This is a genomic window from Brevibacillus jepli (assembly GCF_047229145.1).
Lineage (GTDB): Bacteria > Bacillota > Bacilli > Brevibacillales > Brevibacillaceae > Brevibacillus.
In genome coordinates, this window is record NZ_JBFEFW010000041.1 from 18,312 (window position 1) to 41,842 (window position 23,531).

General features: G+C 45.6%; 19 protein-coding genes and 1 riboswitch. Of the genes, 3 read left to right on the top strand and 16 right to left on the bottom strand.

The genetic code is table 11. The annotated features are described in order from the left end of the window. Window positions 1–170: 170 nt before the first annotated feature. The 5 genes from AB1L17_RS28500 to AB1L17_RS28520 form a co-directional block, all read right to left on the bottom strand. A complete protein-coding gene (locus AB1L17_RS28500) occupies window positions 171–428 on the bottom strand; it encodes a hypothetical protein (protein WP_412848287.1) in 258 nt (85 codons plus the stop codon). A 131-nt stretch (window positions 429–559) separates the two neighbouring features. Then, window positions 560–2,155 carry a peptide ABC transporter substrate-binding protein gene (locus AB1L17_RS28505; RefSeq protein WP_412848288.1) on the bottom strand — a complete coding sequence of 532 codons (1,596 nt, stop codon included), beginning with the start codon at window positions 2,153–2,155 and terminating at the stop codon, window positions 560–562. 133 nt (window positions 2,156–2,288) lie between these two features. Beyond that, window positions 2,289–3,941 carry a peptide ABC transporter substrate-binding protein gene (locus tag AB1L17_RS28510; protein ID WP_412848896.1) on the bottom strand — a complete coding sequence of 551 codons (1,653 nt, stop codon included), beginning with the start codon at window positions 3,939–3,941 and terminating at the stop codon, window positions 2,289–2,291. 424 nt (window positions 3,942–4,365) lie between these two features. Beyond that, the gene (locus AB1L17_RS28515; protein WP_412848289.1) at window positions 4,366–5,994 is read right to left on the bottom strand and encodes a peptide ABC transporter substrate-binding protein; all 1,629 of its coding nucleotides are present in this window, start codon (window positions 5,992–5,994) and stop codon (window positions 4,366–4,368) included. 252 nt (window positions 5,995–6,246) lie between these two features. Continuing rightward, window positions 6,247–7,050, bottom strand: coding sequence for an AraC family transcriptional regulator (locus AB1L17_RS28520; RefSeq protein WP_412848290.1), 804 nt, complete (start codon window positions 7,048–7,050; stop codon window positions 6,247–6,249). Window positions 7,051–7,166: 116 nt separating this feature from the next. On the opposite strand from AB1L17_RS28520, the gene AB1L17_RS28525 reads away from it, so the two are divergent. Continuing rightward, window positions 7,167–7,616, top strand: a complete 450-nt coding sequence (locus AB1L17_RS28525) for an SRPBCC family protein (RefSeq protein ID WP_412848291.1) — start codon at window positions 7,167–7,169, stop codon at window positions 7,614–7,616. 61 nt (window positions 7,617–7,677) lie between these two features. Here the strand turns inward: AB1L17_RS28525 and AB1L17_RS28530 are convergent, their stop codons facing one another. The 8 genes from AB1L17_RS28530 to AB1L17_RS28565 form a co-directional block, all read right to left on the bottom strand. Continuing rightward, a complete protein-coding gene (locus AB1L17_RS28530) occupies window positions 7,678–9,336 on the bottom strand; it encodes a peptide ABC transporter substrate-binding protein (RefSeq protein ID WP_412848292.1) in 1,659 nt (552 codons plus the stop codon). A gap of 191 nt (window positions 9,337–9,527) precedes the next feature. Further along, a complete protein-coding gene (locus AB1L17_RS28535; protein ID WP_412848293.1) occupies window positions 9,528–10,367 on the bottom strand; it encodes a MetQ/NlpA family ABC transporter substrate-binding protein in 840 nt (279 codons plus the stop codon). Between the two features lie 60 nt (window positions 10,368–10,427). Continuing rightward, on the bottom strand, window positions 10,428–11,093 hold the full coding sequence (locus AB1L17_RS28540; protein ID WP_412848294.1) for a methionine ABC transporter permease: 666 nt from the start codon (window positions 11,091–11,093) through the stop codon (window positions 10,428–10,430). Continuing rightward, window positions 11,094–12,107 carry a methionine ABC transporter ATP-binding protein gene (locus tag AB1L17_RS28545; RefSeq protein ID WP_412848295.1) on the bottom strand — a complete coding sequence of 338 codons (1,014 nt, stop codon included), beginning with the start codon at window positions 12,105–12,107 and terminating at the stop codon, window positions 11,094–11,096. Between the two features lie 109 nt (window positions 12,108–12,216). Beyond that, window positions 12,217–12,333: riboswitch (SAM riboswitch) on the bottom strand. Between the two features lie 105 nt (window positions 12,334–12,438). After that, a complete protein-coding gene (locus tag AB1L17_RS28550) occupies window positions 12,439–13,599 on the bottom strand; it encodes a Ger(x)C family spore germination protein (RefSeq protein WP_412848296.1) in 1,161 nt (386 codons plus the stop codon). Next, window positions 13,599–14,723 carry a GerAB/ArcD/ProY family transporter gene (locus AB1L17_RS28555; RefSeq protein WP_412848297.1) on the bottom strand — a complete coding sequence of 375 codons (1,125 nt, stop codon included), beginning with the start codon at window positions 14,721–14,723 and terminating at the stop codon, window positions 13,599–13,601. Before AB1L17_RS28555 ends, AB1L17_RS28550 begins: the two co-directional genes overlap by 1 nt. Before the next feature lie 11 nt (window positions 14,724–14,734). Continuing rightward, complete coding sequence (locus AB1L17_RS28560) at window positions 14,735–16,186, bottom strand: spore germination protein (RefSeq protein WP_412848298.1); 1,452 nt, start codon at window positions 16,184–16,186, stop codon at window positions 14,735–14,737. A 70-nt stretch (window positions 16,187–16,256) separates the two neighbouring features. Continuing rightward, window positions 16,257–17,249, bottom strand: a complete 993-nt coding sequence (locus tag AB1L17_RS28565) for an LCP family protein (RefSeq protein ID WP_412848299.1) — start codon at window positions 17,247–17,249, stop codon at window positions 16,257–16,259. Between the two features lie 186 nt (window positions 17,250–17,435). Between AB1L17_RS28565 and AB1L17_RS28570 the strand changes: the two genes are divergently transcribed. Beyond that, a complete protein-coding gene (locus tag AB1L17_RS28570) occupies window positions 17,436–18,665 on the top strand; it encodes an MFS transporter (protein ID WP_412848300.1) in 1,230 nt (409 codons plus the stop codon). Window positions 18,666–18,724: 59 nt separating this feature from the next. Here the strand turns inward: AB1L17_RS28570 and AB1L17_RS28575 are convergent, their stop codons facing one another. After that, entirely contained in the window at window positions 18,725–20,449 is a 1,725-nt protein-coding gene (locus tag AB1L17_RS28575) for a DUF4179 domain-containing protein (RefSeq protein WP_412848301.1), read from the bottom strand. Continuing rightward, on the bottom strand, window positions 20,446–21,000 hold the full coding sequence (locus tag AB1L17_RS28580) for an RNA polymerase sigma factor (protein ID WP_412848302.1): 555 nt from the start codon (window positions 20,998–21,000) through the stop codon (window positions 20,446–20,448). The genes AB1L17_RS28575 and AB1L17_RS28580 overlap by 4 nt, the downstream gene beginning before the upstream one ends. Before the next feature lie 314 nt (window positions 21,001–21,314). On the opposite strand from AB1L17_RS28580, the gene AB1L17_RS28585 reads away from it, so the two are divergent. After that, window positions 21,315–22,568 (top strand): MFS transporter, encoded by a 1,254-nt coding sequence (locus AB1L17_RS28585; RefSeq protein WP_412848303.1) that lies wholly within the window; start codon window positions 21,315–21,317, stop codon window positions 22,566–22,568. Window positions 22,569–22,655: 87 nt separating this feature from the next. On the opposite strand, the gene AB1L17_RS28590 is transcribed toward AB1L17_RS28585, so the two are convergent. Then, window positions 22,656–23,357 carry an SDR family oxidoreductase gene (locus AB1L17_RS28590; protein WP_412848304.1) on the bottom strand — a complete coding sequence of 234 codons (702 nt, stop codon included), beginning with the start codon at window positions 23,355–23,357 and terminating at the stop codon, window positions 22,656–22,658. Window positions 23,358–23,531: the final 174 nt, after the last annotated feature.

Genomic DNA, 23,531 nt, shown 5'->3' on the forward strand with positions numbered 1-23,531 from the left:
AGCTCCTGTCGCACCTGACTCATCTCTTTCATCATTTGGGCATTGTTTGCATGTTGTGCATCCGCAAGTTTGTTGAGCGATTCTATCAAATTTCCCTTGGGGACAGCTGGCTTCTTTCTCGCCTTCATTTTCTCAACGATAATCCCACCTCCCTCCTCATGCAGCCCTCCTTATCGAAAGCGTTTTTTAATATTGTCGATGTCCTTTGCAGTAACTCCTTTTTTCGACAGCTTATTCAACAAACTTCCGACATTTTCCGTTTTCTGCATCTGACGAAACTGCGCAGCATACCCGTTAATCTCTTGCTCGGTCAATTTTTTCCCTGACTTTCTGGCCATTTCGCGAATGACTTCCTTGATTCCCGCATCGGTCTTCAGCTTTTCCTTGGGAATTGATTTTACAATGTTGAGCAATGATCCAATATCCATCAATATCCCTCCTGGTTGCAGTTAGTTCCTTTTTACTCTATGTTGCCAAGGGGCTAATGGATTGGTCATTTGTCCATGAGACAGAAAAAAAGAAGAGGGACGCGAAATAATCCCTCTTCTCCTGCATTTTATTATTTTTTGGTAATATCCACATATTTGAAATCAATATTCCCCAGTCCGTCCATTACTACATCTTTCAGATTCTCGTTTTGCAACCACGAGTTCGTGTAGAAGTAGATTGGCGTGATTGGCATTTCATCCATCAGGATTTGCTCAGCCTGCTTAAGGATTGCTTTGCGCTTCTCTGGGTCTTGCTCCAGAGCGGATTGGTTTAAGAGTTCCTTGTACTTTGAATTTTCCCAACCCGTATCGTTGTTTCCGCCGTCTTTTTCCTGGAACATTTCCAGGAAGTTAATGGGATCATTGTAATCACCCAGCCAGCCTCCACGAGCGATTTGGTATTTACCTTCATGTACTTCTTCTAAGAATACCTTCCACTCTTTATTTTCGAGCTTTACATCTACGCCGAGGTTTTTCTTCCATTGATCCTGAATTTCTTCTGCAATCTTTTTATGACCTACGGATGTGTTAAAGGAGAGTGTGATTGGCGGGAGTTTGGTGAGACCCTCTTCCTTCATACCTTCCACCAGTAATTTCTTCGCAGCTTCAAGGTCATTATCTTTGAAGTAACCGTCTTTGTCCAACGCCATGCTCGGTGGTACATAACTTGTTGCCGGTAATTGACCAGCTTGCAGGATATTGTTGGTCACGCTTTCACGATCCACTGCATACGCGAACGCCTTACGAATTTTTGCGTTGTTAAACGGTGCTTGCTCTGTATTGAAACGATAAAAGTAAGTACCCGCGATTGGCTGCGTCTTCACTTTGCCAGCTTCCCTCAAATCTGGTAATTCGTCAGTTGGCAAGGCAGATATTGGAGCACCCGCCCAATCCAATTCGCCGTTTTCAAACATGGCCAACTCCGTAGTCTCATCCTCTACCATGGAGAATTCGATCTTGTCCAATTTTACGTTGGCTTTATCCCAGTATTTCTCGTTTTTCACGACAGTCAGCTTGCTCTTGTGTTCCCATGTTTCCATTTTAAACGGTCCGTTACCCACGACCGTATTCGCCTCGTCAGCCCAATTTTCGTTTCGTTCGACCACTTTCTTGTTCACCGGGAAGTACGTTTTGAAGGCAACCAGCTCCAGGAAGAATGGCGTCGGGTTTGTTAGCTCTACTTTTAGTGTTTTATCGTCAATCGCTTTAACACCCACGTCTTCCGCATTGCCCGTACCTTTGTTAAACTCTTCTGCGCCCTTCACATAATACAATTGGTAGGCGTAATTGGAAGCTGTCTTTGGATCGAGCGCGCGTTTCCATGCGTATTCGAAATCGTGGGCTGTTACCGGATCGCCGTTGCACCATTTCGTTTCACGAATTTTGAATGTATAGGTTTTCCCATCCTCGGAAATGGTATAGCTCTCTGCTGCTGCTGCATGCAGCTTTCCGTCTTTTCCGAGACGTGTCAGACCTTCGAAAATAGCGGTGATAATCGTACTAGAAGTAACATCCTCCGCAATTCCTGGGTCAGCTGTAGGAGGCTCCGATTGCAGATTTATTCTTATTACTTTAGGCTCTGCTGCTTGGACAACACTCTCGTACCCTGTCATCATTCCACCGAAAACGAGGACCGAACTCAACGCTACGAAAACACTCTTCTTCATTATATGACCCCCAATTTATCTGATAAACTCTACCAAGAATATTATACATGATAAGTAAAAAAATGGATGATTGATAGACAAAAAAAGAAGAGAGGCGAATAAAGCACCGCTCTTCTTTTTCTTGCTTAAACTATTATTTCTTTTCTACGAGATCTGCGTATTTGTAGTCTACAGCACCCAGGCCATCGATGAGTACGTCTTGAACTTGATCGCTCTTAACCCAAGAGTTGGTGTAGAAGTAGATTGGCATAACTGGCATTTCATCCATCAGGATTTGCTCAGCCTGCGCCAGGATTGCTTTACGTTTTTCTGGATCTTGCTCCAGCGCGGATTGGTTCAAGAGTTCTTTGTACTTCGGATTTTCCCACTTCGTATCGTTGTTTCCGCCGTCTTTTTCCTTGAACATTTCCAGGAAGTTGATTGGATCGTTGAAGTCACCCAACCAGCCAGCACGAGCGACTTGGTAGTTACCTTGGTGTACGTCTTCCAGGTATACCTTCCACTCTTTGTTTTCCAGCTTCACGTCTACTCCGAGGTTTTTCTTCCATTGGTCTTGGATTGCTTCAGCAATCTTTTTGTGGCCTTCGGAAGTGTTGAAGGAAAGAGTGATAGCAGGGAATTTGCTAATGCCTGCCTCTTTCATACCTTCATCCAGCAACTTCTTCGCTGTTTCAAGGTCATTGTCTTTGAAGAAGCCATCTTTGTTCAGCACCATGCTTGGTGGTACATAGCCTGTTGCAGGCAATTGACCAGCTTGCAGGATGTTGTCGATCAGGCTTTGACGATCGATCGCATAAGCAAACGCTTTACGGATTTTTGCGTTGTTAAACGGTGGTTTTTCTGTGTTGAAACGGTAGAAGTAAGTACCCGCGATTGGCTGAGTTGTCATTTTGCCGGAGTCTTTCAAAGCCGGGATCGCGTCAGTTGGCAACGCAGAAGTTGGAGCGCCTGCCCAGTGCAGTTCACCGTTTTCCCACATGGACAGCTCAGTATTCTCGTCCTCTACCATGGAGAATTCGATCTTGTCCAATTTTACGTTGTCTTTATCCCAGTAGTTGTCGTTTTTGGAAACGACGAGCTTGCTCTTGTGCTCCCAAGAATCCATTTTGAATGGACCGTTACCAATAACTGTTTTCGCATCAGTAGCCCATTTCTCATTGCCTTCTACTACTTTTGGGTTAACTGGGAAGTATGTTTTGAAAGCTACCAGTTCCAAGAAGAATGGAGTTGGGTTAGTCAGTTCTACTTCGAGCGTTTTATCGTCAATTGCTTTAACACCAACGTCTTCTGCTTTACCAGTACCTTTGTTGAAGGCTTCTCCGCCCTTCACATAGTACAGCTGGTATGCATAGTTAGAAGCTGTTTTTGGATCAAGAGCGCGCTTCCAGGCATATTCGAAATCTTTTGCTGTTACAGGGTCGCCATTGCTCCATTTGTTATCACGAATTTTGAATGTATATTTTTTACCGTCATCAGAAACAGTGTAGCTCTCTGCTGCTGCTGGGTGATATTTACCGTCTTTACCTACGCGAGTCAAACCTTCAAAGGTAGCTGTGATAATCGTGCTGGAAGTTGTATCTTCCGCAAGACCTGGGTCAGCTGTTGGTGGCTCGGAATGCAGGTTCAATTTCAATACTTTAGCGCCGGTTGCCGGTGCAGAATTTTCAGTCTTTGTTCCGGAAGCATTGCTATCTGCCGGTGCCGCCTGGTTACCGCCACCGCATCCTGCGAGTGCCGCACCAAGAACGAGGATAGAACTCATTGCCACGAAAACATTCTTTTTCATACAAGTAATCCCCCTTTTCTAAATCTTTTATCAATATACATGGTTTTATATATTTTTTAAATATGTTTTAGAATGATTTAATAAATTTTTATTTATTTATAAAGATAATTAACGAATTATAAAATAAATTGACCGATAAATATTTTTTCCAAAACATTCCTTTCGTTAAAATTTCAATAAAAACCGTGTAATATCAAGGTTTTTCAGAGGTGTGGTTTTCCACCCGTACCATTGATATGTTTGTTCGTTCAAACACTTTCACGTACGTTCATTAAAATTTTAATAGTGTTTTAATTTATAATTTTATAATATTTTATGTCATCGTCAATCATCATCTTGTTTTGATGCCCTCTAAAATCGTTTACAAAAAAAGAAGAGTGCCGTAGCACCCTCCTTTTTTATCGAACAAGCTATGCGCTTTTTCTTATTGAATGTCTGCCCATTTCCAGTCTACGAATCCGAGACCGTCGAGTACTACACCTTTTACATTGTCTTTTTTCACATAAGAATGCGTGTAGTAGTAGATTGGAACTGCTGGCATTTCGTCCATGAAAATGGCTTCCGCTTGTGCCAGGATTTGTTTGCGTTTTTCTGGGTCCTTTTCCAGAGCAGATTGGTTCAGCAGCTCTTTGTACTTCGGATTTTCCCATTTCGTGTCGTTGTTGCCGCCATCTTTGTCCTTGAACAGGTCCAGGAACGTGTATGGATCGTTGTAGTCGCCAGTCCAGCTGGAACGTGCGATTTGGAATTTACCTTGGTTCACATCCTCCAAGAATACTTTCCATTCCTTGTTCTCCAGCTTAATCTCTACACCGAATGCTTTTTTCCATTGGTCTTGGATCGCTTCGGCAATTTTCTTATGATTTTCAGACGTGTTGTAGGAAAGTGTCAGGGTAGGCAGCTTGGTGATTCCTTCTTCCTTCATACCTTCTTCCAGCAATTTTTTCGCTGTTTCTACATCGCCATCTTTGAAGTACGGGCTTGTTGCCACTGCCATTGTTGGCGGGATCAGACCCATTGCAGGCTCTTGATTTGCTTGCGTGATGTTGTCGATGATGGATTTACGATCAATGGCATACGCAAACGCCTTACGGATTTTCGCGTTGTTGAACGGCGGAACTTCCGTATTGAATTTGTACAGGTACGTACCCGCGATCGGGCGCGTTTGCATTTGGCCGGATTCTTTCAATGCAGGAATCGCATCAGTAGGAAGTGAGCTCAAAGGAGCTCCGGACCAATCCAGATCGTCATTCTCGAACATGGACAGTTCTGTATTCGCGTCCTCAACCATGGAGAAGTTGAGCTTGTCCAGTTTTACAACGTCTTTATCCCAGTAGGTGTCGCTCTTCACGAGAACCATTTTGCTCTTATGTTCCCATGTCTCCATTTTGAATGGACCGTTACCTACGTGTGTAGCTGCTTCGCCCGCCCATTTTTCATTGCCTTCCACCACTTTTTGGTTAACTGGGTAGTACGTATAGAACGCAGTCAGCTCCAAGAAGAATGGGGTTGGGTTATTCAATGTTACGACGAGTGTTTTATCGTCTGTCGCTTTTACGCCAACATCTTCAGCTTTTGCTTTACCCTTGTTGTATTCTTCTGCATTTTTCAGGTAATACAATTGGTAGGAGTAGTTAGAAGCTGTCTTCGGATCGAGCGCTCGCTTCCAAGCGTATTCGAAATCTTTTGCAGTAACTGCATCCCCGTTGCTCCATTTGCTGTCACGCAGGGTGAATGTATAAGTAAGACCATCTTCGGATACGTCGATTTTTTCTGCTACAGATGGATGTGGTTTGCCATCTTCGCCAATACGGGTGAGACCATCAAACGTTGCACGCAGAACCGCACTGGAAGTAGAATCCTCAGCCAATGCAGGGTCAGCAGTTGGTGGCTCGGACATCATGTTCATTCTCAATTCTTTAGGACCGCTTGCTTGCTCCTTAGAAGCATTGCCTTGCTCGCCTGCTTTCTCACCACCGCCACCGCCACAGCCAGCCAGCGCCGCACTAAGAACCAGAATAGAACTCATTGCTGCAAAAACGCTTTTTTTCATGGTGTTGACCCCCTTTTTTCTATCGGTAAAAATTCATTGAACGCTACTCAAACAATATACTGCATTTTTAGTAATATTGAAGACATTTTAAGTAAAATTAATTATGTTTTATTCAAACATCAAATTATATTAAAGGAAATAAATTTCATATTTTCATCATCAAGAAGTATGCCTCTCATAAGGAAAACTATGCAGCTGTTGGGAGACAGAAAAAGAACCCCTCCAGGCATCAGCCGAAAGGGTTCACTATGATTAAACTTGGATGCGTCGATACTCAATCGGAGCTACGCCGACAATTGCTCGAAAGTCTCTAATGAAGTGAGAGTGATCGTAGTAGCCGAGAGAGGTAGACAAATCGAGCCAATCTTCGACCGTTCCCTGGTCAATCTGCTCTGCTGCTTCATGCAGTCGATATCTTTGGATAACCGACTTCGGGCTAACACCTACATAGCGATCAAACAAGCGCTGCATCGTCCGTATGCTCATTCCGGTCAACTGTACCGCATCCTCGACCTTTAGCACGGACCGATCAGCCTGAATCATCCTGACGATTTCACTAATGCGCGCTACATTCGGGTCGGGGTTCGGCAAGTGTTCTAATAGAAAGGCTTCTACCCGTTTAACCATTTGCTCATCATCGGACAGGCTCAGCACTTCAGCTTCTAACGGCTCTGTCGTAACACCAAACACTGCTTCCAGACTCGTAGAAGTGCCGCTGAGCTTTGACACAGGTGCATTCAGAAAAGGATAAAAACCTCCCGGCGTGAATTTCACCCCGAAAACCTGACCTTGCCCCTCTAACAGATGCGAGGAAGTCGTACGGGCTACACCAAAAATGCCAGTTGCTCCTTTTTCAAACACCAGATTCACATTGGGGTGAGCCAGTACTGTTTGTGAGTAGGGTTGCTCTGTACGCAAATCCCACCGCACGATCCAGTAGTGCTGCACGAAATAGCTGATTGCTGCAGATGGCTCATATCTGACAAGCGAAAATTTCTTCTGTCCGATCAAGGCATGCAGAACACCCTTTGGGAGCTTGGCAGTCTGATTATCCAAGACGCGTCCTCCTGTCGTGTTTTTACAATACACACTACCAAAATCTTCTTATAGTAAGAATAGTAGTTGGGAGAACCGATTACAATTCCCAAATGAAAAATTCAGGAGGTAAAACGATGGATCTTCGATTTGATTTCTATATTGGTGCTACACCAGAGCAAGTCTGGCATGTCCTTACTTCCGATGAAGGCGTGCAGAGTACTTTCTTCGGTTGTACGATCCGTTCGACTTTTCAAGTAGGGGACGAGTTGGCTTATGTTGGTCCTGGAAAAGACGGTGACGAGACGGTGCATGTTTACGGAAAGTTTTTGCAGCTGGAACCAAATCGCATTTTCAGTTTTACTGAACATCCTGGTCCTACCTACTACGAGAATCATGCGGAATTGGAGTCTCGCGTCACGATTACCTTAGAACCGATTGGCGGCTGCACCAAGCTGACCCTGATCCAGGATCAATGGACAAAGAACCACCCCTCCCACGCAAGCGCCAGCAGCAATTGGCCGATGATGCTATCCGCGATCAAGACGTATGCGGAGACAGGCAAAACACTTGATTTTGGCTACTAAAAACAAAAAACAAATCCCGAGACCAGGCATTGTCCTGTCCTCGGGATTTTTGTTAGTAACGTTATTGCGTCATTTCTGCCCACTTCAGGTCAATAAATCCGAGTCCATCCACCTGAACGCCTTTCACCTTTTCACTTTGCACCCATACATCGACATCCGTGAACAGTGGGATCAGAGGCATGGCATCCATGAAGATTTGCTCAGCTTCTGCAAACAGCTGCTTGCGCTTCTCTGCGTCCGTTTCTACCGCAGCTTGCTTCAGCAGCTCTTGATAGCGCGGATCTTCCCAGCCCGTGTCGTTGTTTCCTCCTGTTTTCTCACGGAACATTTCCAGGTAGTTCATCGGATCGTTAAAGTCTGCATTCCAGCCAATACGACCAATCTCATAATTGAGTTCATGCAAATCCTGCAAGTGAACGGCGAACTCTTTCACCATGAGCTTTACTTCAATGCCAAGCTTTTGTTTCCATTGGTCCTGAATCGCTTCGGCAATTTTCTTGTGTCGATCGGTTGGATTGTAGGACAGCGTGATGGTTGGCAGCTTTGTCAGGTTAAGCTCCTTCATGCCTTCTTCCAACAGCTTTTTCGCCGTTTCTACATCGTTATCCTTGAAGTAGCCATCCTTATTGATAATCATGGATTGCGGCAGCATCCCCATCGTTGGTACTTGACCAACTTGGGTGATGTTGTCTACGATCGTCTGACGATCAACTGATAAGGACAATGCTTTACGAATCTTCACATTGCTGAGCGGCCCTTTTGTCGTATTCATCTTGTACCAATACATGGTCGCTTTTGGATGGACAACCAGCTTGCCCGCTTCCTTCAGGGATGGAATCGCATCGGTTGGAAGTCCGCCGAGCGGTTGACCTGCCCAATCCAGCTCACCGTTTTCGAACATGGACAGGGCTGTATTATCATCCTCAATCATCGAGAACTCAATGCGACCCAGCTTCACTACGTCTTTATCCCAGTAGTGCTCATTCTTTTCGAGGACGATCTTGCTCTTGTGCTCCCACGCCGTCATTTTGAACGGACCGTTGCTCACGATCGTCGCTGCTTCTTTTGCCCAGTTTGGATTAGCTTCCACTACTTTTTGGTTAACCGGGTAGTAGGTGTAGAAAGCCGTCAGCTCCAGGAAGTATGGCGTTGGATTCTCCAGCGTGACTTCCAGTGTTTTGTCATCGATTGCCTTCGCACCGAGATCGTCAACCTTAGCTTTGCCTTCGTGAATCAGCTTCGCATTTTTAATGTAGTACAGCTGGTACGCATACTCAGCACCAAAAGTCTTGTCGAGTGCACGCTTCCAGGCAAACACGAAGTCATGTGCTGTTACTGGATCACCATTGCTCCATTTGGAATCGCGGAGCGTGAACGTATACACCAGTTTGTCATCCGAGAGCTTTACATCGGACGCTACCGAATTAATGGGCTTGGAATTCTCATCGAAGCGAGTCAAGCCGTCAAAGGTAGCACGAACAATAGCTCCTGAGGTGGCATCCTTCGCAAGACCGGGGTCCGCTGTGGATGGCTCACTTGTAATATTCGCCCGAAATACCTGTGCTTTTGCATCTGCAGGCTTTTGGGCAGGCGTTGTTGTTCCTTGTGCAGGTGGGGCTGTAGTTGTCTGTCCTGCAGGCTGTGTACCTGTGGAGCATCCAGCCAATACGCTTCCGGCAACCAGCATCGCGCCAAGAAACACTTTAAAATTTAGTTTCATCTGAATATTCCCCCTTATCTATATTTTCTCATATCAACCACAATATACTCGACTGGAAAAGTCTTGAAAACGGGGTTAGGATAGATTTAACTAAATTTTATAAAAATTCATTATATTATAAACAAAAATAAAACCCGACCAGCTTCTTGAGCCAGTTGGGTTTCGTTGATCGATCAATTATTATTTTTTCTTTAGAACGCTGGAATAATCGCGCCTTTGTATTCATCTTCAATGAACTTTTTCACTTCAGGTGAGTTCAGTTCTTTCACCAGCTTTTGAATCGCTTCGGAATCCTTGTTGTCAGGACGAGCTACGAGGAAGTTCGCATATGGTGATTCTTTGTCTTCAATAAACAGAGCATCTTTGGTTGGAACGAGCTTTGCTTCCAGCGCATAGTTGGTGTTGATCAATGCCAGATCTACTTCTTCCAGAACGCGTGGCAGCATTGCTGCTTCTACTTCTTTGAACTTCAGGTTTTTCTTGTTCTCAACAACGTCTTTCACGGTACCGCTGATGCCAGCGCCTTCTTTCAGCTTGATCACGCCGTTTTTCTCCAGAAGTGCCAGTGCGCGACCGCTGTTTGTTGGATCGTTAGGCAGTGCGATAGTTGCACCATCAGCTAATTCATCCACAGATTTTACTTTTTTGCTGTAAGCGCCGAATGGCTCGATGTGTACTGCCACTACTGGCTCCAGGCTCATGTTTTGTCCTTTATTGAAGTCTTCCAGATAAGGCTTGTGTTGGAAGAAGTTAGCGTCGAGTTGTTTCTCGTTCAATTGAACGTTAGGTTGTACGTAATCGGTGAACTCTTGAATTTCCAGGTTCACGCCTTGTTCTTTCAGTTTTGGTTGAACCAGCTTCAAGATTGCTGCGTGTGGAACGGGAGAAGCGCCTACCTTCAATGTTACTTCCTGTTGTCCGCCTTGTGCGCCACCTTCAGCTGGAGCAGGTGCTGTTTCTGTTTTGCCTCCGCAAGCTGCCAAAGAAAATGCCAATACAGTAGAAAGTACAGATACGACTAGCTTTTTCATGAATGATTTCCCCCTTGCATGTATTTAGTCTTATTTTTAGAAAACCTATATGGAAAGATCCTACTTGCGGCTGAACTTGAGAACCAGACGGTCCCCCAGCGATTGTAAGATCTGTACCATCACCAGCAAAATAACAACAGTCACAATCATAACATCGGTTTGGAAACGCTGATATCCGTAACGGATCGCCAAGTCACCCAAACCACCACCGCCAATTACCCCAGACATTGCTGTGTAGGATACCAGCGTAACCGTCGTGATCGTAATACCCGCGATCAGGCCTGATCTTGACTCTGGCAAAAGAACATTCCAGACGATCTGCCAATTGGAAGCACCCATGGACTGAGCTGCCTCAATCACGCCTTTATCAATCTCACGCAAAGAGGTTTCCACCAAACGTGCGAAAAACGGAGCGGCACCGAACACCAGCGGCGGAATGGCACCAAGCACCCCGAGTGAGGTTCCTACGATCATTTTCGTCACAGGAATCAACAAGATCATCAAAATGATAAACGGTACCGAGCGCAATACGTTGACGATAAAGGATGCGATCGTATAAAAAGTGCGGTTTTGCAAAAGCTGCCCGCGTGACGTCAAAAACAGAATGATTCCCAGCGGCAAACCAATCAGGACGGTAAACAGGGTGGAAAAGCCGAGCATCGTGAGCGTATCCATCGTACCTTCGCCGATTTCAGCCCAATCCACATTTTCGAATGTCCAGTCCATTTATATCACCTCTACTTCCAAGCCACGTTGGCGCAGCATCTCGATGGTCTTTTGGTTCTGTGCAGCATCGCCTTCCAGCTCGATCACCAACTGACCATATGGCGTGTCCTTCATACGAGAAATGGTTCCCTGCAAAATGCTGAACACCGTACCGGTTTCTTGCATCGTTTGGAATAGGATCGGCTGGTACGTTTTTTCACCGAGGAAGGTGACACGAGCAATCGTGCGGTTCCCCGCGGCTTTTTCGTGCTCAACTGCTTCTCGCAGCTCAGTAGAATCCGCTACTTGTTCCACGAATTCTTGTGTCGTTGGATGCTGCGGACGAAGGAATACATCCAATACGTTACCCGACTCGACGATCTTACCTCCATCAATCACGCCAACACGATCACAAATGGAGCGAATGACGTGCATCTCGTGCGTAATCAACACAATCGTCAAGCCCAGCTTGCGGTTGATGTCCAAGAGGAGTGCCAGAATCGAGTTCGTCGTCTGCGGATCGAGGGCCGAGGTAGCTTCGTCACAGAGCAGCACTTTTGGATCATTCGCGAGCGCCCGGGCAATCCCGACACGCTGCTTCTGTCCGCCAGACAGCTGGGACGGATATTTGTCCTTATGTGCCTCCAAGCCAACCAGCTTCAACAGCTCTGTTACTTTCTTATCAATCTCTGCCTTCGGACGCTTTGCCAGCTTGAGTGGGAAAGCGACATTCTCGCCAACTGTCGAAGAAGACAGCAAGTTAAAGTGCTGAAAAATCATGCCGATTTCGCGGCGCTTTTCTTGCAGCTTCCTTTCATCCAGCTTCGTCAAATCGACGCCGTTAATAATAACTTCCCCCGAAGTAGGGCGCTCCAGCAAATTGATGCATCGGATTAATGTACTTTTTCCTGCACCGGAGTGTCCGATAATCCCGTATATTTCTCCTTTTTCTATGGAAAGGTCGATCCCCATTAACGCTGGGATGGTTTTACCCTGTACTTGATAGCTTTTATGCAAATGACGCAGTTGGATCAACACATCCACCTCCCGACCAAAATCTTTATGGCTCCTTAAAAAACGTAAAATCCCCTTTTTCATAAACGAAAAAGGGGCTGCAACGCAATGTATACGTTCGCATCCACCCTTCTCATCTATACAAGATCCACACGATCCTGTAGGAATTGGCACCGCGACGTTCATTCGAAAATGAACCGGCTGCCGGGCTTCATAGGGCCTGTCCCTCCGCCTCTCTTGATAAGAAAGATATCTACGTATAATGTTCGTTTTTTCTATTTCATGATGATACAAAACGGATTATATCCTTTTTAAAAATATCACGTCAATAGTAATAGCAGGAAAAGTTTTTTTAATCCATGACGCCATTGCGAATAATCGTTGACTTTACTTGAAAACGAAACGTGGCTTCCTTGAACATTTTTCTCCACTCGGCTTGCGTCATGTTTGCCATCCCTCTTCTATTTGCACGATACACCATCCCGAAACCAGCGGGATCGACATCCAGCCCCTGCAATTTGCGGACTATTTTTTGCAGCTCTTTTTCGATCTCTTCCTCCAATGCATGTTCCATGATTTTCATCAGCTTTGCATTCTCCAGCTTCAGCGGAAGAGTTAATTCCAATATCCGCGCATTTAATCGGATGTAAACATCAAAGACCGGGGGAGATACTTGAGTCAGCTCGATTTTTGATTGGCTGGCAATCGTGTCAAAGACAAGCTGCACATGGTCTTTTTTACTTCCGCGGCTCTTTTGCTCATCGCCAAAAATATGAGCAGGGACAGAAGTATCGTAGCTGCCAATGCTGAATTTTCCATGCATGAGCTTGATTAAAAAGGCTTCCTTGGGTGTGATCCACCCTACATAACGCTCCCCATGAAATAATGCGATACCTTTGATTTGCAGCTCATTTCCCTTTTTTGCAATGTACGGCATGATCGGGTCGATCCCTTTGTCATAATAAGCCCGAAAAAACTCATGCATGGTGGAAGACGGAATTTTTTCCCCTTCAATATTTTGCTCAATCATACGATATAGATAGATTCCGATATTGCCTTGTTCTGAATAGGGATACGTAAACATATCATAGGTTTCGCCTTCAAATACGCAAAGATAAACCCTGCTGGAAATAGAGGAATCCCGATATAACGTGTCAACGATACTGCCAAGTCCACGTTTTGCCAGGTTTTCACTATAGAGTGCGACACGAATCTGCCCGCCCAACACTTTTTTATCTGATTGTAAATTAATCCGATCCCGAATACCTTTGCTCGTTTCACCGGTGGCTGAGAACAGCTGTATCTTTTGTTTGGCCTCTGGATTAATCGAGGGCATGATCGCTGTCCCACGAATGTTTCCATCCTTTAACAGATCATAGCCAACAGCCGTGGCGAGTCCTGTCTCATCAAAAATTTGCCGATCTGTACAGCCTGCCATGATGAGGACACTAGAACACCACACCGCAAAAAGCCGTTTGGATAATCGTATCCAATGTTTTCGATCAGGCAGCATCAGGCACTCTCTCCTTTGCTGGTTGGTTTCGCCCGTTGCCTTCGCTGCTTCAGCAAGACCATGAAGTACAAAAAATAAGGGTACACGTAAATCATGTACAGGGTTATTTGGGAGAATAAATTCGTCATCCGGCTCATCTCCTGCCTGGACAATAGCGTCAAGGAAGCTACATAAATCACGGGTATAATCCAATACAACGAATGACGCAGGTTGAATCCGAACAAGCGCTTGAGTCCCCGGGCAGAAGACCACAAATACAGCATGATATTCGGCAAAATCACGAGAAGCCACAACGAAATGACAACCAGCTCAAATCTTTCCAGAATGGGGAGATACACCATTTTTTGCATATTGAGCGTCGCCCAGATCGTTCGCATGAGCTGACCCTGACTAAAAAAGACCAGCGCCACAATCATGACAAGCAAATAGATCAGATACGTCACCAGCACCCCGTACTGGGCACTTTTGTGTACCCTATCTTTATTTTGGACATAGGGATAGACAACGTAGAGAATCTCAAAGCCGGCACTCGTCAAAGACATGGCAATCATTCCATTGAAAAGGTTCTCTAGACTGGTGTCCATGATGGGAAGCAAATATTCCCAACGTGCAAATTTCAAGGGGAAATACAAATCAAGTATTAGCCATATCGTGACCATAATGGAAAAAAACGCATAGCCTGCTATGACTCTTATTCCTCCTACTATTGTGTAAAACGCTAGAAAAAGGATGATTCCAGACAGAATCCACGTAGGCAAATTCGGAAACACCCAGGTTTGGACAACTTCGATGTAGGTACGCATAATGACTCCAGCCGACACAAAAAAATAGGTCAAATAAATGATGCTGATGCCTGTTCCTAGCCACTTTCCAAACACATCTTCCTGAATTCCGTAAATATCGGCTGAGGGGTATTTTTGCAAGGTCTTGTTAATGATCAACACCGTAAGATGAGTCAACAGGGCTGCGAATATGACAGAAATCCAGGCATCGTGCCCCGCTTCCTTGGCAATGATTCGCTGGAAGCCCAGAATGCCCATCCCAAGCTGAGCGCCATGCACAAGAATCCCCGCAAGATATGCCGATATAGTATTGCCCTTGCTTACTTCGATGTTTATGTTCATAGCAGCCTCGCTTACTCGTCAATGTCTTTCTTCTCTTTGGCTTTTCTCCTGTCAAAACGATGTACTCGTTCTGGTGTAAAAAACTTGAGGCGTTCGGAAAGGGAGGATAATGGAGCGCGAATAAAGCCATCTTTCCAATCAGAATAGCGCACGGGGTAAATGGGGTACATGTACGGACGACCCAAGCTGGTTTGACGCAGCAAATGACTGGCTAGATAGCTAAATCCGGCCACAATACCCAATGCCCCCAGCATGCCCGCCAGCAAAATCATTGGAAATCGAACAACCCGGATCGTCGAACCGATCATATAGCTAGGCGCAATAAAGGAAGACAAAGCACCGAGGGCAACGATAATAATCAAGATATTGCTGGTGAATCCAGCCTGAACGATTGCCTGTCCGATAACAATACCGCCCACGATACCAATCGTTTGACCAACCTTGGTCGGCAGCCTTGCCCCCGCTTCCCGCAAAAGCTCAATGATCAGCTCCATCAAAATTGCCTCCCACAGCGGCGGAAACGGTACACGGGAGCGTGATTGCGCGAGGGAAAGCAAGAGATCAGCCGGAATCATCTCGTAATGATAGGTCAGCGCAGCCACATAGATTGGCGTCAGGATCAGGGACAAAATCATGGCAAAGGTACGCATGAGCCTGTTGAAGGTAGCCAGACTCCAACGCAAGTAATAATCATCTGGTGACTGAAAAAATTGCAGCAGGGTGGTTGGCCCGAGCAAAGCGAACGGGCTCCCCTCCACGAGTATGGCAATCTGTCCTTGTCGCAATCCATGTACGACACGGTCTGGACGCTCTGTTTGCTGAAGAGTAGGAAATAAAGATTTCTCATTGTCTGCGATATGCTGTGCCAGTATGGTAGAATCCAGACTGCTGTCCAATTCCAAATCTTGAATGCGTTGACGCACCGTATTCACATTTTCCTCATCTGCCGTTCCGCTCAAATACAGGATCGACACATCCATCTGTATGCTTTTTCCCACGTTCAATCGTTCATGGAACAATTTTGGTGTAGACATATATTTTCGGATGATGCAGATGTTCACATTCAGTTCTTCTACAAAGGCGATCTGTGGACCGAGTACAACTGTTTCGATTTCGGGTGCTTGAATACTTCTGCCAACAGTTCCGTCGCTGGGAAAAGACACGCCGTAGGACGCCCCTTCCACTTGAACGACAATATGACCGCTAAGTAAACGCTCAATGGCTCCCCCTTCATCAAAAACCCGGTTGCTACTAGAAGCTCCTAAATGCCGACCTACCTCTTCAATTCCGCTTTCCTCCAAACAAATCTCGCGCAGCTTCGGGATAAGCTCACTGTAAACAACCTTGGCATCCGCCATGGTGGATAAAAAGAAAAGTCTCACGCGCCCTTCAGGCTCGTCGATGTGTTCAGTGATCAAGTCGTGTGTATGCGTAAACCAATTGCGTGCACTTTCCCGATCCATCGGCATTGTCACCTCAGCACTTAGAAAATCATGGTTAGTCTTTCCTAAAAAACACAAAAAAACAGCACGCTTAGTTTTGCGTGCTGTTTTTATTTTCTCCCACAGGTTGAATGGTCGTCGTTTCTGTAGGAGGTGCCATTTTTTCTTGGATGAATGACTGAACCTGATCGACATCTGGAATCAAAACAGAGCCAGCCCGATTCGATTCACGGAACATCCCCATCGGCGGCAATTGGTAGTTGCCTGGTTGTAACGTGTCTAATTTTAATCCGAGCGCAGATAGCTTCAGCATGTCCACCGAACTGATATTGGTTTGAATGTACGGAGTTACTTCCTTCAAAATCGTAGGAAGTTGAATCAGCGTCGTGCCGTTCTTCATCTGATTCGCAACTGCGGACATCAATTTGCGCTGACGCTCTGTCCGTGTATAATCTGAGGTCGCATCATGGCGGAAACGAACGTATTGCAACGCTTTGTCTCCATCCAGCGTCTGCAGACCCTTCTTCAAATTAATGTCATACTCGCCTTTGTCAGTCGGGTCATGATAGTACATGTTTTTTTCTACATCGATCTCGACTCCGCCAATTGCATCAATCAGAGCCTTGAAGCCTTCAAAGTCGGTAATCACATAACGATCCACCGGAAGCCCAGTAAACTGACTAACCGTTTCCATTGCCAGTTCAGGTCCACCTTCTACAATCGCAGAGTTAATCCGCGAGCTGCCTTTACCGGGAATGTCTACATACGTGTCACGCAGGATTGAGAACATATCATAACGTTTCCCTGTAGGATCGATGCTGACGAGCATCATCGAATCAGAACGAGGAAGCCCGTTATTTTTCATGCCTCTGCGGTCTACTCCCATCAGCAGGATATTGACACGTTCCTTGCCATCCCACTCTGGTATTTCAGCAGCTTTGGTGGAATTACCACCACTTGGCGGCGGTGCGATGTTAGGTTCTTGAATATTTTGAGCAAATTGATAAAAAGAGTATCCGTAATATCCAGCTGTCGCAGCCATCACGACAAGCAATAGAAGCAACACTCGTTTCCATATTCTCATAATGTCCACCTTTATTCTCTATATCCTCAGTTGATGTTATCTCTCCACTTTGTTTAGTATACTCGAATTCGCGGAAAGTGGAGCAGCCTTTATTTGGGTACCTGTGACATTACATACATTTAAGTTTACAAAGTTTAGAATATTAGATATACTATTCTTATCCTTAATGGTCAGGGGTGCATTCACGTGATATCACCGTCAGCTTTCCTCAATCGCTATCCGCGTGAGGCCATTTTCTTCCTCATCGCCAGCTTTATTAACTCCTCCGGTAGTGCTTTTATGTGGCCGCTTACTACCTTATACGTACATACCATTTTGCAACGCTCGATGACGGAAGCCGGGTTCGTTCTGATGATCCAATCTTTGGCTGGAATCTTCGGGCAATTCATCGGCGGATCGTTATTTCATCGGCTAGGTGCCAAGCGCCTTATTGTTGGCGCATTGATTATTCAAGGCCTTATTCAATTTTCCATTCCTTTCGTTCAGAGCTGGCCTGTCTACCTGTTCCTCATGATGGGGCTTGGTTTTACGTTCAACCTGTCGTTTCCTGCCATTCAGGCTTTTATCGGTTTTCGCTGGAAAGAGCAGCGCCGAGAATTATTTAACATCGTCTACGTCGGCAATAATTTAGGGATGGCAATCGGTACCGCGTTGGCTGGCGTCATTGCCACTTTATCCTTCCAGCTTACTTTTTGGTTCAACAGCACGAGCACCTTGTTGTTTGCCTTGTTCTTCTTCCTGTTTATGAAGAATATTTCGCATCAAGATCTGGTCGGAGAGCAACAGGAGGAACAACAAAAGCACCGCGAGAAGAACAACTTTACCCTGCTGTTGCGCTACCAATTGTACTTGTTTATGGCATTAGGCGCAGCACTCATTTTCTTTTCCAACACGGTTTGGAACACAGGTGTAGCACCTTATATTACAGAGCAGGGTATGCCTCTGTCTTCGTATAGCTGGCTGTGGACCATTAACGGCATTATCATTTTTGCCGGGCAGCCCATCACGTCCTGGATCAAGCGGCTGCTGAATCAGAGCTTGTCAGCCCAACTCGTCGTCAGTGCAATTGCGTATGCTGTCGGTTTTGGGTGTATGCTTGTCTACCACGGTAGTTATTACGCATTTGTTGTCGGAATGGTTATCACGACTTTTGGAGAAATGCTCATCTCGCCCACTATTCCTACTTTTATATCGGAAAAAACTGGAGAGAATGCACCGTTTTATTTGGGAGTAGTTGGGGCGATTACAACAGGCGGAAGGCTCTTGGGGCCATTGGCTATGGGATTCATGTATGACAATGGAGGCATTCAGCCAACCTTGTTCCTGGCAACGCTTGTCTCTGCCGCCTCGGTCCTGCTTTGTCTGTTCCATGCTTATTATCATAGGGAACAACGAACTGAGATTGCCAAATACTGATTTCAACTACAAAGAAGCCGCCCGATCCTTTTACAGGAACGAGCGGCTTGTTCATGACACTACTTCTTTTCTCCCTTGATTGGCACTTCCCAATTCACTTTATGCTCTTTGTACATCTCGTCGAAGCTAACGGTCATTTCCGTCACATCTGGACTTTCACTCCAAACCTTTAGCTTGCCTGTGAATTTGAGTGCACTTCCCTCTTTAACCTTCTGGTCGAAAGTGAATATGCCCCTTCCCCCATCATCATCCTTATCCTTATCCTTATCAGTGGACACATCCCAATAGTCTTGCATTCCGAGCATATCATTGGCAAGCTTGCCCTCTACTTCAATCAGGTAATACAGATTATCCATGTCGTTGGTATTCTTCTTCACGGATTTAAAAGTAAACTCATTTCCGTCGCTTTTGACGGTAATCGGTTTCTTTTCCAGCTCAGCGAATGGCAGCTTTGCTTCGAACGTAGACTTTTCTGTTATATATACTGCATCGAGCTTTAATGTCAGTTTCTTTGCCGGATCTAGCGGCATGTACGTATGATACCAGCTCGTATTTGGTTTTTTTGTTTTAAAGTCAAGCCCCGCGCCGTTGCTCTGTCCGATGAGAATGAGATTGTGATCCATATCTTCAAAGCTCATCAGATCATCCCATTTGCCCACTACCGTACCTGTTTCATCTACCAGCTCGTAACGAATACCAGCCAGTTTCTCATCCGGCTTGCTTGTTAAGAACTCCAATTCCGTACCAGTGGGGGTGAAGCGAGCTTGCTTCAGTTCTACTGTCGTCCCGGTCGGGGTGTCCAGCTGCTTGTTCAACGCTACTGTTTTCATGGCTGCCTTTCCTGGTCGCATATCAATCGGGATATCGAAGCTCCACGTGCCTTTTGTATCTGTCAGACGCTTCACGCGCATTTCCAGTATGAGCTCGTCCGGCATTGGATTCGCTTCGTCAAAGTATGCATCCATGCTTCCCCCGTATTGGAAATTTTCACCGTTCGGAAGCGGCAGCCATGATACTGTTTCCCTTGTTTTGTCATCTAATCTCGTGATTACTTTTCCATTTTTATCCTTGAGTCGAATTTCCCTGAATTCATGAACATTGCTACCTGAAATAATCGTGAACTGATCATTCCAGAATGAAGGAATCTTTTTGCCTGACTTGTCGGTCACCGAGCCCAGAACCAAAATACGCGACGGATCAGCTACAACCGCACTTATTTCCATGGTCAGCCCCTGGTCTGTCACCTTCATCCCGAGCGGCTGTACAAAACCATATTCCGCTGCTTTCTTCACGCCTAAGTCTGTCTGCTTTTTATCAAACAGGTCAACTACTTGTTTCGCATCGTAAGGACCTTTTGTTATCGTGATTTCACTCGGATTGATTGACGCATAGATTCCATTCATATAGTTCGCAAATGTAGGAGAAACGGCTGTTCCGAATGTGACCACCATAGCCAATCCCGCAACTGCAATCGTTGTTTTCTTCACAATATCCACACTCCGCTTTTTCCAATTTATTTGAACCGGTTGTTTTTGTATTGGTTTGAGTTTGAGTACGTTCATCGGGTAGGCAGGGAGCTTGTCCATGACATTTTGGATGGTGGCCTCCGTCTGCCATACATCTTCCGCAGCATCATCGGATGTATCCAGCTCATCCAAATATTGCTCGAATTTGCTCTGGCACCAGCTGCATGTATCCAGATGCCGTTGAACTTCTTGTTTCATTCGCAATGGAAGTGAGTCTTCCAAATACGCATTCAGCATAAACTTATCCAAGCATGTCATAGGTGGAGGTCCCCTCCTTTACCCGAATTCGCAATGGCATTTCTGAGCTTGGCCTTGCCTCTGGAGAGACGTGTTCGCACCGTACTGATGGGAACATCCAGCTCCTCGCTAATTTCCTCATAGCTCAAAAATTGAAGGTAACGCAGTTCCAGGACGACGCGGTATTTGGACTCCAGGGACATCATTCTATTTTGTAAAAAGACTTTCTGCTCTTTGGCAAGGTAGTCCAGTTCAGGTGTTTGATTCGTAGACAGCTCAATTTCTGCGTCTGTTACCACGATCGACCGTTTGCGGTTTCGCAGCTCGTCGAAGCAATAATTGGTCGCGATCCTGTAGAGCCAGGCACCGAATTCGTAGCTTTTGCTGTACTCACCTAAATGGTAATACACCTTGATAAAGATCTCCTGAGCGATGTCCTGCTCAAGATGCGGCTGCCCGATCATTTTGCGAATGAGCAATCTGACCCTTTTGTTATATTTTTGTATGATCTGAGAATATGCCTCTTTGTTCCCCTGGAGGACCTCCTCAATGATCAGCCTGTCGTCCTGCATCTGTCTTCCTCCCCATATGTGAAAAACCTGTATCCAGGGCTACATTTTCAAAAAGGTACGCTGCGCAGCTATCGCCTTTTTGCTTGTACACCTATATATGACGGAAAATGGTGGAAAAAGATCGCAATATTTTTCAAAAAATTTTATAGAAGTGAAAAAATCGAAAAAGAAAGTGGAGGTTTGTATTACCTGAGATTTATTTATGACAGTCGGGTAGCCTAAATAGCAATCTGAGAGAACCATTCGCAATGCGAAATATGCTACGATATATACCTATTATGTATATAGCAACTGGAAAGCGAGGTAAATAGGGAGTGACAACAATTAACGATCAAGCATCGCCAAACCCCCGTTGGAAAAAGAACATTATTCTCTTTCTAAGCAGTCAGGCGATTTCGCTTTTTGGATCATCTTTAGTTCAATATGCGATGATGTGGTATATAACGCTGAATACGCAATCCGGTATCATGATGACGTTATATATCATTTGCGGCTTCATCCCTACTTTTCTGTTATCCCCCATTGCGGGAGTATGGGCAGACCGCTACAATCGCAAATTGCTGATCATTTATGCGGATGCAATGATCGCCATTGCAACGCTTATACTCGCGATCGTCTTTTTAATGGGCTACAATGCCACTTGGCTGCTCTTTCTCATGGCTGCGATTCGTGCAGTCGGAGCAGGTATCCAAACCCCGGCTGTCGGCGCTATTTTGCCGCAAATCGTACCAAGCGACCAACTGACGAGAATCAATGGAATAAACGGAAGCTTGCATGCTGTAATTATGTTCGTATCTCCAATGGTGAGCGCTGCATTACTTACCATGTCTACCATTGAAATGATTTTCTTTATCGATGTCATTACCGCATTGCTTGCCATCGTTACGTTGCTCGTCTTTCTAAGGATTCCTTTACACGAAAAGGCTTCTGAAATACAAAAAACGAGCTATTTCAGCGACTTTAAAGAAGGATTAGTGTACATTAAAAACAATGATTTTCTGAAGAAATTCTTTCTATTCTTCGCCTTCTTCTTTATCTTGATGGCACCCGCCGCATTTTTGACGCCACTGCAGGTTACACGCAGCTTCGGCGACGAGGTTTGGCGCTTAACAGCAATCGAAATTGCTTTTTCAATCGGGATGATGGCTGGCGGAGGAATTATTGCCTCGTGGGGCGGCTTTACAAACAGAGTCCATACCATGACTTTGGCGAGCTTTATCATGGGTGCCTGCACACTAGCCCTTGGTATCATTCCGAACTTTTGGATTTATCTAGTCTTCATGGCTCTATTTGGAGTAGCTATGCCCATTTTCAATACCCCAACAATGGTCCTGGTTCAAGAGAAAGTGGATGAAAACTATTTGGGAAGAATATTTGGTGTGTTTGGCATGATTTCTACTTCGATGATGCCAATGGGTATGCTAATTTTTGGACCGATCGCAGATGTTGTTCAAATTGAGTGGCTCTTGGTTGCAACGGGGATATTCATTTTAATACTGGCTATGTTATTAGGGAAAAATAAGGTTTTGATACAAGCTGGAAAGCCTAAACTGAATGAGTCTCCATGAACAAGGTCTCCCTTACACGGGAGATTTTTTTCATACAAAAAAGCTGCCGAGATATCCTCGACAGCCTGTGAAAGCATCAAAAGTGATTCAGTTGATTCTAACGGGCGGGCAGGTGAGCGACTTCCCGTTGTCTTGCGGACCGAGCCCCATCATGTACGGTACTGCAACATGGCTCCATTCTACCGGATTCGGTGCAGTCTCCACATCTTCTGGCGAGCATGATTGGAGCATGGAAGTATCGATACTGCCTCCTGGATCAAGCGCCACTGCTGCCATTCCCTCAGGCAATTCCGCTGCCAATGACTGCGTCAATCCTTCGATGGCGAACTTCGATGCGCAGTACGGCGATAAAAACGCTTCCCCGTTTCTTCCCCAGTAGGAGCTGATATTTACGACGACTCCGCCATTTGCGCGCTGAACCATAGACGGTAAAAAGGAGTGAATCACATAGAAAACACCATTTACATTGATGTCCATGACCCTGGAAAACTCACTTGGCGCAAGACCAATGACTGGACTGTTCCGGTTAATAATGGAGGCATTGTTAATCAACAGATCGGGAACTCCCGCCTGAGTTCTCACTTCCTCTGCCCACTTTTCCACCTGCTCCATCACCGAAACGTCGACGACAGAAAAATGATGCGTTCCCCCGAATTGTTGACGTAGTTCTTGCACCTCTTTCTCCGAACGACCGCAGCCTGCAACCGTCCAGCCTGCTTCGTGAAAACGCTCGACCATCGCCCTGCCCAATCCACGCGTCACGCCTGTAATCACAACCAGCTTGTTCATTCTCTCTCCCCCTCTTTTATTATACTTATTAAACATTTTAGTATAATAAAAGAAGGGAATCAATCCCAATAAATCAGAAAAGTCGTTGCTGTAGTGCTGGGGAGGAAACAGGAGAAAACGCTCAGCTTCTTGTCCCACCCGCTGGGGGATTCACTGCCCGACTCCATGCAAAAA